Source organism: Tigheibacillus halophilus, assembly GCF_042683165.1.
Classification (GTDB): Bacteria; Bacillota; Bacilli; order Bacillales; family Amphibacillaceae; genus Tigheibacillus; species Tigheibacillus halophilus.
This window is the reverse complement of record NZ_JBHUIZ010000003.1, coordinates 811,970-826,723: the sequence shown is the minus strand read 5'-3', so window position 1 is coordinate 826,723 and position 14,754 is coordinate 811,970. Positions and strand designations below refer to the sequence as shown.

General features: G+C 41.6%; 16 protein-coding genes. All 16 read right to left on the bottom strand.

What is annotated here, in order from left to right:
- Positions 1-174: 174 nt before the first annotated feature.
- Positions 175-801, bottom strand: coding sequence for an NTP transferase domain-containing protein (locus ACFSMW_RS04670; RefSeq protein ID WP_390353436.1), 627 nt, complete (start codon positions 799-801; stop codon positions 175-177).
- Positions 761-1,831, bottom strand: coding sequence for an XdhC family protein (locus ACFSMW_RS04665; protein ID WP_390353434.1), 1,071 nt, complete (start codon positions 1,829-1,831; stop codon positions 761-763). Before ACFSMW_RS04665 ends, ACFSMW_RS04670 begins: the two co-directional genes overlap by 41 nt.
- A 142-nt stretch (positions 1,832-1,973) precedes the next feature.
- Positions 1,974-3,452 carry a spore germination protein gene (locus ACFSMW_RS04660; RefSeq protein ID WP_390353432.1) on the bottom strand — a complete coding sequence of 493 codons (1,479 nt, stop codon included), beginning with the start codon at positions 3,450-3,452 and terminating at the stop codon, positions 1,974-1,976.
- A gap of 246 nt (positions 3,453-3,698) precedes the next feature.
- A complete protein-coding gene (gene sigF / locus ACFSMW_RS04655; protein ID WP_390353430.1) occupies positions 3,699-4,457 on the bottom strand; it encodes an RNA polymerase sporulation sigma factor SigF in 759 nt (252 codons plus the stop codon).
- A gap of 10 nt (positions 4,458-4,467) precedes the next feature.
- Positions 4,468-4,908: an anti-sigma F factor gene (spoIIAB, locus tag ACFSMW_RS04650; RefSeq protein WP_390353428.1), complete on the bottom strand. Its 441-nt coding sequence runs from the start codon at positions 4,906-4,908 to the stop codon at positions 4,468-4,470.
- Entirely contained in the window at positions 4,905-5,258 is a 354-nt protein-coding gene (gene spoIIAA / locus ACFSMW_RS04645; RefSeq protein WP_390353426.1) for an anti-sigma F factor antagonist, read from the bottom strand. Before spoIIAA ends, spoIIAB begins: the two co-directional genes overlap by 4 nt.
- A gap of 97 nt (positions 5,259-5,355) precedes the next feature.
- Positions 5,356-6,531, bottom strand: a complete 1,176-nt coding sequence (locus ACFSMW_RS04640) for a D-alanyl-D-alanine carboxypeptidase family protein (RefSeq protein WP_390353424.1) — start codon at positions 6,529-6,531, stop codon at positions 5,356-5,358.
- 253 nt (positions 6,532-6,784) lie between these two features.
- Positions 6,785-8,089, bottom strand: coding sequence for a pyrimidine-nucleoside phosphorylase (locus ACFSMW_RS04635; RefSeq protein ID WP_390353422.1), 1,305 nt, complete (start codon positions 8,087-8,089; stop codon positions 6,785-6,787).
- Entirely contained in the window at positions 8,089-8,928 is an 840-nt protein-coding gene (locus ACFSMW_RS04630) for a purine-nucleoside phosphorylase (protein ID WP_390353421.1), read from the bottom strand. Before ACFSMW_RS04630 ends, ACFSMW_RS04635 begins: the two co-directional genes overlap by 1 nt.
- A gap of 18 nt (positions 8,929-8,946) precedes the next feature.
- Positions 8,947-10,128, bottom strand: a complete 1,182-nt coding sequence (gene deoB / locus ACFSMW_RS04625; RefSeq protein ID WP_390353420.1) for a phosphopentomutase — start codon at positions 10,126-10,128, stop codon at positions 8,947-8,949.
- Positions 10,129-10,225: 97 nt separating this feature from the next.
- Entirely contained in the window at positions 10,226-11,119 is an 894-nt protein-coding gene (xerD, locus tag ACFSMW_RS04620) for a site-specific tyrosine recombinase XerD (RefSeq protein ID WP_390353418.1), read from the bottom strand.
- Between the two features lie 2 nt (positions 11,120-11,121).
- Complete coding sequence (locus ACFSMW_RS04615) at positions 11,122-11,328, bottom strand: YqzK family protein (protein ID WP_390353416.1); 207 nt, start codon at positions 11,326-11,328, stop codon at positions 11,122-11,124.
- A 316-nt stretch (positions 11,329-11,644) separates the two neighbouring features.
- The gene (fur, locus tag ACFSMW_RS04610) at positions 11,645-12,103 is read right to left on the bottom strand and encodes a ferric iron uptake transcriptional regulator (protein ID WP_390353414.1); all 459 of its coding nucleotides are present in this window, start codon (positions 12,101-12,103) and stop codon (positions 11,645-11,647) included.
- A 168-nt stretch (positions 12,104-12,271) separates the two neighbouring features.
- Positions 12,272-12,916, bottom strand: a complete 645-nt coding sequence (gene spoIIM, locus ACFSMW_RS04605; RefSeq protein ID WP_390353412.1) for a stage II sporulation protein M — start codon at positions 12,914-12,916, stop codon at positions 12,272-12,274.
- Positions 12,917-13,028: 112 nt separating this feature from the next.
- Positions 13,029-14,189, bottom strand: a complete 1,161-nt coding sequence (locus ACFSMW_RS04600; RefSeq protein ID WP_390353929.1) for an endonuclease Q family protein — start codon at positions 14,187-14,189, stop codon at positions 13,029-13,031.
- Positions 14,189-14,740 carry an NUDIX hydrolase gene (locus ACFSMW_RS04595; protein ID WP_390353410.1) on the bottom strand — a complete coding sequence of 184 codons (552 nt, stop codon included), beginning with the start codon at positions 14,738-14,740 and terminating at the stop codon, positions 14,189-14,191. Before ACFSMW_RS04595 ends, ACFSMW_RS04600 begins: the two co-directional genes overlap by 1 nt.
- Positions 14,741-14,754 lie beyond the last annotated feature (14 nt).

Sequence of the window (14,754 nt, the reverse complement as noted above, 5' to 3'; positions counted from 1 at the left end):
AAGCAGAGCGTATATGAAACAGGCACTGGCATTTAAGACAAAGCAAGACCATATGGAATGCGACGTCCGGTATTGTAACTCGTTTTTCCAAAATTTCCGGCCGGTCCCTTGGATTGCAAGTTACACAGCGTTTTGCGAAAAATTCTCTTTGCTACGGAATGGCAGCCGTCTATTTTATTTGGATTTTTTCTGTAGAGCAGCAGCAAAGTCCCGTGGTGTGTCTATGTCAAAAAAAAGATCTGGATCATTGAATTTGATTATCTTTCCTTTTTCCCTATGCATTTGAATCAGTGACCTTGCACCTCGATCTCCACGCAATCGGAAAAGATACGGAAACATTGCTGGAGTGATTAACACAGGAGGCCTTGATGCATCCCCAAAACCTGAAGAAATGAACCAAGGCGTTTCATTATTTTTATCAAGTTGCATATATACATCTATCAATTTTTCGATCAATGCGGTAGAGATGAATGGTTGATCAGCCAAAAATACTATAACTGCATCTGCACGCAGAAACTGGGCCTTTTGCAAACCCGCTTTCAAAGAATAGGATTGCTGCAAAGATTTACATAGTAGGCTATCCCATAGGGCTGGCCTCAATTGTTCAATTTTATCCGTAATCCATATCAACGGGTCCTCGCAGGAGCAAACCACTACCGTGTGTGTGATACTGGATTGTAATACCGTCTGGAGAGCCAGACTTCCTAATGGCTGATCTTTTAGATGTTGTGCTAGTTTGTTCCTTCCAAAACGCAGACTCTTACCCGCTGCCAGATAGATACCTATTATCCGTTTCTCCATTCTTATTACGCCTTTCATTATCATGAATGGACATTCTGATGTGCTTTATCACATTCGCCATGATAGAGACAGCTATTTCTTCCGCACCCTGGGCACCGATAGCCGCCCCGGCGGGTGTATCTAAATTTGGTATCGGTTTCATTTCATTGGCTGTCAACAATCTTGCTGTCCTGTTTCTTGGCCCCATCACCCCTACGTAGGATGGCGGCCTGCAAGCAATAATATGTTTTAATATCTCCTGATCCTTTTGAAACGCATGCGTCATTACGATGATTGCGTCATTTGGCTTAAAAGAAAAACTCCTGACAAAGTTAAAGATGCTGACATCTTTCGTCACTTTCACATTGAATTGTTTCATTTCTGCCAGCTTTGCAGGCCGCCAATCCCATATATGTATGTCCAATCCGGTCTGTGCCCCGATTACGACTAAAGGTTTAACATCCTCTCCAGCACCGAAAATGAACATACGGGGTGGCGGGGTCACCCTTTGGATGAAGCACTGCCCTTTCAATTGGAAAGTGCTGGAATGTTCAGATGAACGAAGTAAATATTTTGCTACGCCATTATATTTGCTTTTATCACCAAAGAAACACTCATTATCAGATATATACAAACTCCATTGATTATTTTGTTCGAAAGATTTGACTCTCTGTACTGTGTTGCCTCCTTCAATCAATTCTTCCACCTGCAATAAATTCTCATATAAAGTGTCCGTCATCATTTCCAGCAAGATATGAATCTTTCCATTACACCCGGCACCTTTTCCCCACCCTAGATCATCTTCCGCGCTCATATCATATACCAGCACCTGTGCGTGCAGCTGATTTTTAATCATGTCGGCTGCCTGATATTGTAATTCTTCTTCTAAGCAGCCGGCACTTAGCATTCCAACGTTTTTCCCGGCACTAATCAGCATACAAGTACCTTCTTTGCGATAAGCCGAGCCTTCAACTTTGATAATTGTTGCTAAAACGGCATTCCGAGACTGCCCCCTTTTGAGTTCTTTGAGAATATTAATCAAATGATCCACTGCTACATCCCCTGTCACACATACTTGATGGCCATTTAGGTTTCTGTCGTATCAACAATCAGCATTTCCACAAATAAACCCGCACTGCCAAATGCTTTCTTCCTAACACAAAGATTTTATAGTTTAAAATTACTCTCATCACTTATTTCTTTTCTGAATTTTTCAATGGCTGAGAGTAAAAGTTTTTTGGGTGCACATAATTTGGTCGAGTATTTGCATAAGGCATTGGTATCCGTAATAAGAACCTTAACATCGCCCCGGGATCAAACGGTATAAACGGTGACAAATACGGTGTGCGAAAAGCCTTCAAACTTATCAAATACAGGAAAATAATCAATGTTCCTAATATAAAACCATTGGTTCGGAAAATTGCAGTAACAATCACCAGGAAAAACATTAAAATTTTATTTGCCACACTTAACTCATAACTTGGTGTAACGTAAGAGCCAATTGTTGCGATCGCTACATATAAAATAACCTCCGGGCTGAAAAAACCTACCTGTATAGCGATATCCCCTATCAACACAGCAGCAATCAAGCCCATGGCTGTTGCCAAAGGTGTAGGTGTGTGCACTGCTGCCATCCGCATAAACTCAACACCGACCTCCGCCATGATGATTTGTAAAACAATCGGAATATGCCCCTCTTTGCCAGGACCGATAAATTGTAAACTATGCGGTAAAAGAGAGGGCTCTAAGGTGAATAACAGCCAAAGCGGCAAAAGAAACACAGACAAAAACACTGCCAGCAGTCTTGTCCAACGGATGTACGTTCCAATAGAAGGTGCTTGACGATATTCCTCAGCGTGTTCCAGGCAATTAATATAGGTAGTAGGCAAGATGATGACAGTAGGTGACGTATCAATATACAAAATAACGTGACCGTCCATCAGATGACTTGCAGCTACATCAGGGCGTTCTGTATAGCGTACCATTGGAAATGGGGTCCATTTGTGGCCTAATATAAATTCTTCGACTGTTTTGTCTGCCATGGGTATACCGTCAACCTCCATAGCTTCCAAACGTTCTTTGGCATATTTTACGAAGTCATTATCCGCCACATCTTCTATATAACCTACACAAACATCTGTCTTGGATCTTTCTCCTACTTTCATCATTTCATGACGCAGACGTTCATCCCGAATCCTTCTTCTTGTCAAGCCTGTATTCTCAACAATGTTTTCTGTAAAACCGTCCCTTGATCCACGTATAACCCTTTCGGTATCTGGTTCCTCCGGACTTCTTCCTGGATAATGCCGGACGTCAACAATAAATGACTGATCAAAGCCATCAACAAAGATAGCTATTAAACCGGACAGCACTTGATCTACTGCCTCATCAAGTGTTTTAACTTTCTCCACCTGTTCATGAATGAGACGGTTTTCGATGATTTCCGGCGCCTTTTTATATTGGATTTCATGATCGTTCAAGTACAATAGCTCTTCCATCAGTTTCACGATAATGGAGCTGTCTACCAGACCATTGACATAATAAATCTGTATCTTTCTTTTTAAAACGACAATTTCACGGAATCCAAAATCATAGGATTTACCAACACCCACATGATCTTTCATATATTTGCTTATGTCTTCTATTTTGGAAGGTATTTTCTTGCTTTGCATTCAATCACTCCATTTGAAGTATCGGCTAATTTGTCAACACAAATGTCAAGTTCGCATAGCAGGATACGAAGCTTCAGCATCTCATATAAATGTAGTATGAGTCATTTATCCAGATTTTATAAACGAAAACCAAAAAATCCATCCCGGTATTGTGCACAAGTCTCCAGACAAAAAAAGATCAGCCCCGGCCGCAACTTTGGCAATATAAGCGTTGCTGCAAGCAAGGGACTGATCCGACTCAGTCTGCTACGTATCAATACTATTTTTGATATCTACCAGTATTTTCTTTTCAAGCCTGGAAACTTGAACCTGCGAGATTCCAAGCCTGTCGGCTACCTCCGACTGGGTTTTATCTTTGTAATACCGCAAATAGACAATTAGTCTTTCCCTCTCGTCCAAGCTGCGAATCGCTTCTTCCAACGAAAGTTTATCGAACCAATTGTTGTGCTTGTCTGAAATTTGATCCAGTAACGTGATAGGATCACCGTCATTTTCGAACACAGTTTCATGAATGGATTGTGGAGATTTCGCTGCCTCCTGTGCATGCACGACCTCTTCGGGAGTGATACCCAACTCCTCAGAGATTTCGTTGATAGTCGGTGTTCGTTTTAGCTTTTTAGTCATTTCGTCTTTCTTTTTCCGTACTTTATTTCCAATTTCTTTTAAAGATCTGCTGACCTTCACACTGCCGTCATCTCGGAGAAAACGCTGGATTTCTCCGATGATCATCGGGACGGCATATGTTGAAAAGCGAACATCATAAGTTAAATCGAACTTGTCAATCGATTTTATCAAACCGATGCTTCCAATTTGAAATAAATCATCAGGGTCATAACCCCGGTTCAAAAACCGCTGTACAACTGACCATACTAAGCGGATATTTTTTTCTACCAGTAAATCCCTGGCATCTTTATCCCCAGCCTGGCTGCTGGCGATCAATTCGCGGGTTTTATCATCAGTCAAGGTCTCTTTTGACTTCTTATTTTGCTTTACATCTACATTCATAGCCGTTTCCCTATTGGTAAGCCAATTTATTTTTGGCAATTTGCTTTCTCATGCGGACTGTTGTTCCACACTCCGGCGAGGAAGTGACTTCAACAGAATCCATGAAATTTTCAATGATGGTAAAACCCATACCCGATCTTTCTAACTCTGGCTTTGAAGTGTAAAGAGGCTGTCTGGCTTCTTGCACATTTTCAATACCTATCCCGTAATCCTTGATTGTCAAATCCACTTCATCGTCCAGCAACATACACGTGATCACCACTTTATGATCCGGCTCGTTATTGTAACCATGAATGATCGCATTTGTTACTGCTTCGGATACCACTGTTTTAATTTCAGTCAATTCTTCCATCGTAGGATCAAGTTGTGTGATGAATGAACCTACAGTAACCCTTGCAAACGATTCATTTTCGCTAACACTGGAAAATTCCACAGTCATTTCATTTTTCATGACGCCACCCCCAACGTTCTTAAAGCAAATTGTTCATTTTCTTCCAAACGAAGGATCTTAAACATGCCAGACATGTCAAACAAACGTTTTACAGCAGGTGAAATGGAGCAGACAACCATTTCACCGCCTAGCTGCAAGACTTCCTTGTATCTTCCTAATACTACTCCTAGTCCGGAACTGTCCATAAATGTGACAGAGCCCAGATTTAGAATGATATGTTTAATTGGATTTTCTTCAATCATCTCTTTCCAGTCCTGACGTAATTTTTCGGATTCATGGTGATCCAATTCCCCATCCAAACGAACAACCAACACATCCTCTTTCACATTGAACGTATAGGATAAACCCATTTCATTTCCTCCTCGCATGCTTTCTTATATGTAACTATTCTTTGCCAGAAGGTAATATTCCTGCTTTTAGACAAAACTAGAATCAATTCGATATGATTCAATTTGATTTCGACAATTTTTGTAATGATCTCTTGAATAATGTGAAATAAGTTGCTGGTTCAACATCATCTTCTACTATCAACGGGGTCGCAGACAACACTTTATTACCTTTTTTGACTCGCAATTCCCCAACCTGATCGCCCTTTTTTATTGGCAGGTTGAAGTTTTCGTTCATCATAGTCTCTGTTGAGATTTCTTCCGGTTTTTCCCCTTTTTTCAATAATGTACTGACAGAGGCCGCGGTCACGACATTGACATGTCTGTTTTCTGCTTTGAACATATCGAGCTTAGATACTGTTTGTCCTTTTTTGAATAGTTGTTTCGTATTGTAATGATTATACGCATAATCGAGCAGTTCTGCTGTTGCTGCGTTACGTTTCTTAATCGTTTCAGCCCCCATCACTACAGTGACAACACGCATGCCTTCTTTTTTGGCAGTCGCGGTCAAACAATATTTTGCCTCGTTTGTAAAACCTGTCTTCAATCCATCCACACCTTGATAATGTTTAACAAGCTTATTCGTATTGACCAGCCAAAATTCGTTTTCCTCGCCTTTGCGCAAGTAATCCTCATAGATGGATGTATAATTCGTGATATCTTCATAACGCAGTAACTCCTTGGCGATCATCGCCATATCGTGAGCTGTGCTGTAATGGTTTTTTGCCGGGAGCCCCGATACATTTTGGAACTGTGTATTTTTCAAATTCAGCTTTTTCGCTTCTTTATTCATTCGCTTGACAAAGGAACTTTCACTGCCTGCTATTTTTTCTGCCATTGCGACACTGGCGTCATTACCAGATGCTACCGCAATACCCTTGAGCAAGTCATTCACTGACATTTCCTCTCCAGCCTCGAGAAATATCTGAGATCCCCCCATACTGGCAGCATTTTCGCTGACCCTGACTTTTTCATTTTTTGTCAGGTCGCCTTTTTCCAACTCCTGCATAATGATGAGTAATGTCATGAGTTTGGTCATGCTAGCGGGAGGAAGCCTTTTGTCTGCGTCCTTTTGAAATAATATTTTCCCTGTATCTCTTTCCAACAAAATTGCAGATTTTGTTTCTTTGGCCAAACCTAATGTTTGATCGTCTTTTTCTTCAGCATGCACCACAGGCTGCATGCCTGAAACCAAGATCAATAACGCTCCCACCAGTGAAAAAACGCATTTTTTCATTATTCTACCTCCAGCATTCAATATAGAACTATGCTGTCCATTCCGAGGTGTTTTTATAACTATAAATATAAGAAAACTTCCGGGTTTGCTTGAGGTACAGTGCATAGCATAGAGCGCCAGGCGGTAAAATCTCCAGCGATTGCTTCTCAATATAAATAAAAGCATCTGCGGATTGGTGGTTACCCCTAAAAGTTAGAGTAAAAATCTAATTTTCGGGGGTCGGTACCATTAAAGCAGATGCTTTTATTTCAAATCAACTTTCAATAGTTTTATAAATTAACGAAGGTGCTTGGACTGGCTGGTCGGAAATCGTGATATTCTGGTAAATGGCTTGTTTCACATTGTCTACATCTTCACTGTTAGTGTGGAGCGTCAGTAATGATTCTCCCTCTTTAACAGGATCTCCGATTTTCTTGTGCAAAACAATACCTACCGCCAAATCGATTTCTGATTCTTTTGAAGCACGCCCAGCTCCCAACAACATCGCTGCTTTGCCTATTTCGTCTGCCACTATCGAATCTATGTAACCGGATTTTTTTGCAGGCAGCTCAATCCGCCATGTCGCAGCAGGTAATAGTTCAGGATTGTCTGCAACCTTTGCATCTCCGCCTTGGGCGATCAGGAACTTCTTGAATTGCGCAAAGGCTTTGCCATTGTGCATATTCTGTATAAGCATTTCTCTTGCTCCATCCACGCTTTCAGCTTTTCCGGCCAGCAATACCATTCGACTTCCAAGTGTGAGGCAAAGCTCCGTCAAATCATCTGGGCCATTGCCCTGCAGCGTTTCTATCGCTTCTTTAATTTCCAAAGCATTTCCGATGGCAAATCCAAGCGGCTGGCTCATGTTGGAAATGACAGCCATTGTCTTCCTGCCAACACGATTACCGATGGATACCATAGCATGTGCCAGTTTTTCCGCATCTCTTAAGTCCTTCATGAACGCGCCAGATCCGGTTTTTACATCTAGTACGATGGCATCGGCGCCAGAAGCGATTTTTTTGCTCATGATGGAGCTGGCGATCAATGGGATGGAATTCACAGTTGCAGTGACATCGCGTAAACTGTACAGTTTTTTATCAGCTGGAGTCAGATTGCCTGATTGTCCAATAACAGCCAGTTTATTGCGGTTCACTAATTCGATAAACTCATCATTAGACAGCTCTATATGAAAACCTGGAATCGACTCCAGCTTATCTAACGTTCCGCCTGTGTGTCCCAGTCCTCTCCCGCTCATCTTGGCGACAGGAACACCTAAAGATGCAACCCATGGCGCAAGAATGAGTGTGGTGGTATCACCAACACCCCCAGTGGAATGCTTATCCACTTTGGTGCCGTCAATGGCAGAAAGATCGATTTGATCCCCTGATTCTACCATAGCAGACGTCAAAACTGCACGTTCAGTTTCGTTCATATCCCGGAAATAAATAGCCATCAGTAATGCGCTTGCCTGATAATCAGGGATGGCGCCATCCGTATATCCATTCACAAAATAGCGAATTTCCTCTTCCGTGAGTTCTTTTCCATCCCGCTTTTTTTCTATAATGTCAGAAATTCTCATTACTTCCCAACTCTCTTTTCAAAGATATTGTGAACGATTCTCTTAATAAAGCGAAGAAAATCTTCCCGCACTTTATCGGTTGTTTCCATGACTTCCTGATGGGTGAGTGGTTGGTCCATAATTCCGGCTGCCATATTGGAAATGCATGAGATCCCAAGAACGTTCATTCCGCTGTGACGGGCCACAATGACTTCTGGAACAGTGGACATACCTACTGCGTCCCCTCCCATGGCGCGAAGCATACGAATTTCAGCTGGAGTCTCATATGCTGGTCCAGTATTAGCGACATAGACACCTTGTTCTACTCCAAGACCCAACCCATTCGCGCAAACTTTTGCAAGCTTAATAAGTTCAGGATCATAAGCTTGAGACATATCCGGAAAACGCGGTCCGGCACTTTCCTCATTTGGCCCTATCAGCGGATTATTCCCCATGTTATTTATATGGTCAGTAATGATCATCAAGGCGCCAGGTTCAAAATCTGTATTAATTCCACCTGCTGCATTAGTGACAATCAGTGTCTCGACACCCAGCTCTTTCATGACACGTACAGGAAAAGTTACCTGCTGCATCGTATAACCTTCGTAATAATGGAAACGGCCTTGCATCGCTATGACTTGCTGTCCTTCCAGTTCCCCAATGACAAGCTGTCCTTTATGCCCTGATACAGTGGATTCAGGAAAATGGGGGATATGTTTATAGGCGATTGTGACTGGATCTTTAATTTGATCTGCCAATACCCCAAGACCGGACCCCAAAATTAATCCGATTGTTGGTTTCGTATTTATTTTTTGTTCAATATAAATACTAGCATCGTTGATATAATTTTCATACACCATTCTTCCGTCCCCCATTCATCAGTGGATGATATTTTTCAAGAAACTTGTTCCGTGTTCAGGCATTTTGATTGAAAAGTTTTCAGAAATAGTTGCTCCAATATCGGCAAACGTTTCTCGGAGCGGGATTGCTTTTCCTTCCTCGATTCCAGTATGGTAAACGATTAATGGCACATATTCCCTGGTGTGATCTGTCCCATGATGCACAGGATCATTCCCATGATCCGCAGTAATGATCAACAAGTCATCACTGTTCAGTTTATCCAATATTTCTGTCAATCGTTTATCAAAGTATTCTAATGCTTCACCATACCCCTGTGGATCGCGGCGGTGGCCGTATTTCGCATCAAAATCCACTAGATTGAGAAAGCTGATTCCATTGAAATTCTTGTCCATTGTTTCAGAGAGCTTCGTCATTCCGTCTCCATTATCTTTTGTACGGATTGCTTCAGTGACTCCTTCTCCATCGTAAATATCAGAGATTTTCCCTAAGGCAATAACGTCATAGCCACTGTCTTTCAGTTCATTCATAACAGTTCTGCCGAATGGTTTCAATGCATAATCGTGGCGATTCGGTGTTCTTTCGAAGGCTCCTGGAACCCCAATGAACGGTCTCGCAATGACCCTCCCGACCATATATCTCTCATCGAGTGTAAGCTCTCTGGCAGTTTCACAAATCTGGTACAATTCATCTAACGGAACGACATCTTCATGAGCGGCGATTTGCAGGACCGAATCAGCTGAAGTGTATACGATCAGTGCCCCAGTCTTCATATGCTGTTCGCCAAGCTCGTCCAGAATCACTGTTCCTGAGGCAGGTTTATTTCCAATTATGTCTCTGCCTGTACGCTTCTTCAGTTCTTGAATCAATTCATCTGGGAAACCCTCAGGAAATGTGCGAAATGGTTTCTGTATATGAAGTCCCATAATCTCCCAATGGCCGGTCATGGTATCTTTGCCATTAGAAGCTTCTTGCATCTTCGTATAATGAGCCATCGGATGATCAGTTTTCTGGATACCTTTAATCTCACGGATATTGCTGAGGCCGAGTTTCCCCATATTAGGCATATGAAGCCCGCCCATATGCCCAGCGATATGGCCGAAAGTATCTGCACCCGCATCATCGAAGCGTGCCGCATCCGGGGCTTCTCCAATACCTACGGAATCCATGACAATTAAAAAAACGCGTTTGAATTCTCCCATGATGATTTCCTCCCAAATAATTTATTGATAAGTTTGCTTTACTCTTTGTTTTCATTTTACCTCGTCGTTAGATGTCAGACAACTAAAAACAAATATATTATGCCCTTGGATGAAACTGTTGATAAACCTCTTTCATCCTATTTTTTGTCACATGTGTGTATATTTGTGTGGTGGAGATGTCTGAATGGCCAAGCATTTCCTGCACCGCCCGGAGATCAGCTCCGTTTTCCAGCAAATGTGTCGCAAAAGAATGCCGTAATGTATGCGGTGTGATTTCTTTTTTTATCTGCTTGTCCACAGCAATTTTTTTAATAAGTTTCCAGAACCCTTGTCTGGTAAGGCGTTTACCATGTTGGTTCACGAATAAAGCGTTTTCAGTTTTATTTCTCTTGATTAATTTGTAGCGTGATTGTTGCAAGTATACTTCCACGGCATCGATGGCCGAATCGCCAATTGGGATAATTCTCTCTTTCGCACCCTTTCCGAAGCAACGCAAAAAACCCATTGTCAAATGTAAGTCCGCTACATTCAGAGCAGTAAGCTCTGAAACCCTTAAGCCGGTTGCATACATCAACTCTAGCATCGCTTTATTGCGAATATCCAATGGCTTTTTTCCAGTGATGTTCAATAAAGCCTCTACATCAGCCGATGAAAGAATGCCCGGCAGATTCCTTGCTTTTTTCGGCGTTTCAATATGATGGCTGGGATCGTTATCTGAAACACCATCATGTACTAGAAAGTGATGGAAAGTCCGAATGGAAGAGAGCGTCCGGGCAAGCGTCGCTGCAGACTTTCCCTGATCTTTCAAATTCTGTAAATGTCCGATAATATCATGTCGCACGACTAAATTCCAATCTTTTTTATTTGCTTTCTCTGATATATATGTAGCGTAAAGTAATAAATCATGCCGGTAAGATTGGAGAGTGTTGTCTGCCAGCCCTTTTTCAATCTGTAAGTAATGAAAGAAATCTTCCAATGCATTTTTAATCATATCTACTCCCCAAATCTGAATATAATTGGCAATCTATCCACGAGGCTCGAATGGTCACCGAAAACTTTCACAGCGGGACCTTCAGGTAAATCGTAGCGATGGTACTGTTCATATTCATCGTGCATCATTCGCAATCCGAAATAAAATAAACATGTGCAGGCAACAAAAATGATAAATACCTTCATCGTGTCCCATACCATTTGTTTCATTGGCGATTCTCCCTTAATATCATCTGTTATTCGCGCAAAAAGTTATTAATCTTTCTGAACGTACCTTAATATTAAAAGATATGCCAAAAAAGTAAGAGATTATACATTATCTTTGGAACTAGTCCATTTTTTAATAAAACCTGCCCCTCCGGATAAAGAAAGCATTTGTCCGACCAGCCTTTTCCAATTCCGCAGCATATACACATCGCATGAATATTATAAAGGTATCCGCCCATCTTCTGGCATTATGATTACATGGAAGTGCGGGTAGTGTATTAAAAGTAAAAAGGCCTTTCCTCGTAAGAAATGGCCAAATTTAAAGCGGAGTTTTTACGGCTGCTTTTTGGCATTGTTTACAAACGCCATGAAAAGTTAACCGGTGATCTTTCACTTGAAATCCCCAGTCCGATTCAATCAGTTTTTCCACATCCACCAGCAAATCTTCAACGATTTCTTCGACAGAGCCACATTCGATGCAAACAAGATGGTGGTGGAAATGCTCTGCACCTTCCTTGCGTAAATCATATCGTGAAACGCCGTCACCAAAACTGATTTTATCAACGATTTTAAGTTCAGATAGCAATTCCAAAGTCCTGTATACAGTTGCCAAGCCGATTTCCGGTGCTTTTTCCTTCACCAGTAAATATATATCTTCTGCACTAAGGTGGTCTTCCTCTCTTTCAAGCAAGACTCTGACCGTAGCTTCCCGCTGTGGTGTCAATTTATAGCTTTGCGCATGAAGCAGCTTTTTAATCCGATCAATGCGATGTTCCATGACAGGTTCCCCTCCCTCATATCCCATCTTTATTATATGCACACATAAAACAGCTGTCAAAATAAATTCAATGCAAGATTAAATTTATACTAATTATTATATAGTATCTTTTACAATTAGTAAAACAAAGTAATCTCGATGAGTGCAGATTCATTCTCAATTAGAATATCAGGACTTTGTATAAAATGATTTAATCAGGGAAACCATCGCTCCGTTGGCGGCATATGCTTCTATTGCAGCAGCGCCAAGCGCAAGCACAACCAAGGCGAAAAATAATGCAAAATATTTTCCGAAAGAATGGAATACAGGTCTGGAAATACGTTTTGAAAACAATTTATTGATCAGAGCCAATGAGAAAATCATCGAAAGACTGCCAGCCACAATATATATCGGGATAATGATCAAGTTCTGTGGTGCGATTGATAATGAGGCAAGCATAAACCCCTGCATTCCAAGCTGATTGACGATGAATCCAACTGAAAAACCTACTACAATTCCTTTTAAAAATAACAGCACCCATACAATCGGTAAACCGATCACTGAAAAACCTAGAACAAACATCAACAGCAGATATTTTAAATGATAGAAAAAACTCTCTCTTAATATAGCGGTTCGTTCGATCGCTTGTTCATGCGATATTTCTCCGAAAAATCTTTCCAAATAAAAGTACAGGTCCTGCTTTTGGACAAAGTCCATACTATTGACAATTATAGCACCAAATATGATCCCGGTCAGGAACAGAATAATCATGAATATGTAAATGCTGGCATTGTTTTGTACATGGCTTACTGCGTGGCTTCTTTTAAACTGCATAGGAATCCTCCATTCAAAAATAGTTCTCTGTTATAAGAAATCTATGAAGAATTCCTTGCAAAAATACCAAAAATCTATCAACTATTTGACCGGAAGAAAGCACGGGTGAGTATTATGATTCCACATGCCCATATTTTCCGCCGCCGCCAGCATGAATGGCCAATTTACCTTTGCGCATTTGCATGATCATCTCGACAATTTTGGGGGGCAAGACTTCTGCTAATTCTGTTTGAGCAGCGTAATGAATTACCTGCATCTCTGTCCCGAACCGCTTGAGAAGCTTCGCAAAAGTTTTGGGTCCAAGCTTTGGCAGGTATTCAAGCGGGACTTGGTACAAGTATGGAGGTCTTTTCACCCGGTCAGATGCATCAGCAAGTTCCTTTATCCTGTCAGATACTCCTTTAATGATATTTACAGAACCGCATTCACCGCAAATACTCTCCCCCGCAGACAAGGTACGCAGACAATTTTTGCACACTGTAGAATAATATTTTCCAAGCAATGGGTTCATACCATAGTTACTGACGATCTTTCTTCCCTTTATCCCATGCAGTACCCACCAGAATTCTTTAAATGATGGTTCCTCCATTTGGACTGCCTGATATTCTCTGGCAATCTTCGCGAGGGAATGTGCATCTGAATTTGAAACGAATGTATAATTCTGCAGCTCGGCAATTTGATCAGCCATTTCCGTATCTGCACTCAACCCAAGTTCGATGCCATCAATCAACACCGGGTCAAGCACCTCTTGAAGAGATTTGCGCACACCTTTGCCAAATAGACTCTTAAAAGGTGTAAAAACATGTGCCGGAATAAATATACCTTCTAATTCTTTCACTTTATATTGCAGCTCTTTTGCAGTTCCATAGTAGCGCTGTGAGCTCAGCGAGATATTTTTCATTCTTTCAGCAAGCCATTCGCTGAATCTCTCCATTGCCATCATACTTGGAAGAAAACAAAGGACGTGAATCGGACCCTGGCAATGATCATCATATATTTCAATTTCACTGCCGAGCAAAAGCGTCACTTTTTCAAAACGGATTCCCCCATCAGTGAGTTCATATGCCTTCTCTTCCGCAATCAGCTGCTTGATTTCCGCTTGCACATGCGGGGAATGGCAATCAATTACCCCCACCAAATCAATACCCTTGTTTCTGCTGGCTTCTTTTAGAACATTTGTCAATGTGAGCGTTTTTGCACCGGTAATTTTTACAGGGTGGTTGTACATATCTCTGCCAATATGAATATGCATATCGGCAAAATAGGTTTGCATCATCGTTGCATCATTTCCTGCATTTCCAAATAAAGGACTGCATAATTTGTTTTGGCATCGCATATTTTTTGAATGGCAGCATACTGCTTAGCTTCCTGCAAACTTAGTTCAAGAACTTCTACAAACTCATCCTCGTCAGCTTCTCTCGGATCATCCGATTTCACCAGTTTGTCTGTGAAATATATGTGGAGCAATTCATCAGCGAAGCCAGGAGATGAATAAAACGATGTTATATATTTCAACTCCTTCGCCACATAACCGGTTTCTTCCTCTAATTCTCGCACTGCAGCCTGCTTTGGATCTTCCCCCTGCTCCAATTTGCCGGCAGGAATTTCCACAAGGGTCCGTTCGCACGGCTTTCGGTACTGCTCGACCAGGATCAATTTATTGTCATCATTTATTGCAATGACAGCAACTGCTCCTGGGTGCTTGATCAGTTCCCTGGTTGCGATCTTCCCGTCTGGCAACATCACTTTATCGACCTGTAAATGAACGATTTTGCCACTGTATATCTGCTCAGTGCTTAATGTTTTTTCCACAAATTTATCCATTCGATATCACCTAA

Coding starts and splice junctions, on each gene's coding strand:
- ACFSMW_RS04670 (WP_390353436.1), bottom strand. CDS start 801: ATGGAGAAACGGATAATAGGTATCTATCTGGCAGCGGGTAAGAGTCTG.
- spoIIM (WP_390353412.1), bottom strand. CDS start 12,916: ATGCAGTTTAAAAGAAGCCACGCAGTAAGCCATGTACAAAACAATGCC.
- deoB (WP_390353420.1), bottom strand. CDS start 10,128: ATGGGAGAATTCAAACGCGTTTTTTTAATTGTCATGGATTCCGTAGGT.
- xerD (WP_390353418.1), bottom strand. CDS start 11,119: ATGATTAAAAATGCATTGGAAGATTTCTTTCATTACTTACAGATTGAA.
- fur (WP_390353414.1), bottom strand. CDS start 12,103: ATGGAACATCGCATTGATCGGATTAAAAAGCTGCTTCATGCGCAAAGC.
- ACFSMW_RS04630 (WP_390353421.1), bottom strand. CDS start 8,928: ATGGTGTATGAAAATTATATCAACGATGCTAGTATTTATATTGAACAA.
- spoIIAA (WP_390353426.1), bottom strand. CDS start 5,258: ATGGGTTTATCCTATACGTTCAATGTGAAAGAGGATGTGTTGGTTGTT.
- ACFSMW_RS04635 (WP_390353422.1), bottom strand. CDS start 8,089: ATGAGAATTTCTGACATTATAGAAAAAAAGCGGGATGGAAAAGAACTC.
- ACFSMW_RS04600 (WP_390353929.1), bottom strand. CDS start 14,189: ATGCAAACCTATTTTGCCGATATGCATATTCATATTGGCAGAGATATG.
- ACFSMW_RS04660 (WP_390353432.1), bottom strand. CDS start 3,452: ATGCAAAGCAAGAAAATACCTTCCAAAATAGAAGACATAAGCAAATAT.
- ACFSMW_RS04640 (WP_390353424.1), bottom strand. CDS start 6,531: ATGAAAAAATGCGTTTTTTCACTGGTGGGAGCGTTATTGATCTTGGTT.
- ACFSMW_RS04595 (WP_390353410.1), bottom strand. CDS start 14,740: ATGGATAAATTTGTGGAAAAAACATTAAGCACTGAGCAGATATACAGT.
- spoIIAB (WP_390353428.1), bottom strand. CDS start 4,908: ATGAAAAATGAAATGACTGTGGAATTTTCCAGTGTTAGCGAAAATGAA.
- sigF (WP_390353430.1), bottom strand. CDS start 4,457: ATGAATGTAGATGTAAAGCAAAATAAGAAGTCAAAAGAGACCTTGACT.
- ACFSMW_RS04615 (WP_390353416.1), bottom strand. CDS start 11,328: ATGAAACAAATGGTATGGGACACGATGAAGGTATTTATCATTTTTGTT.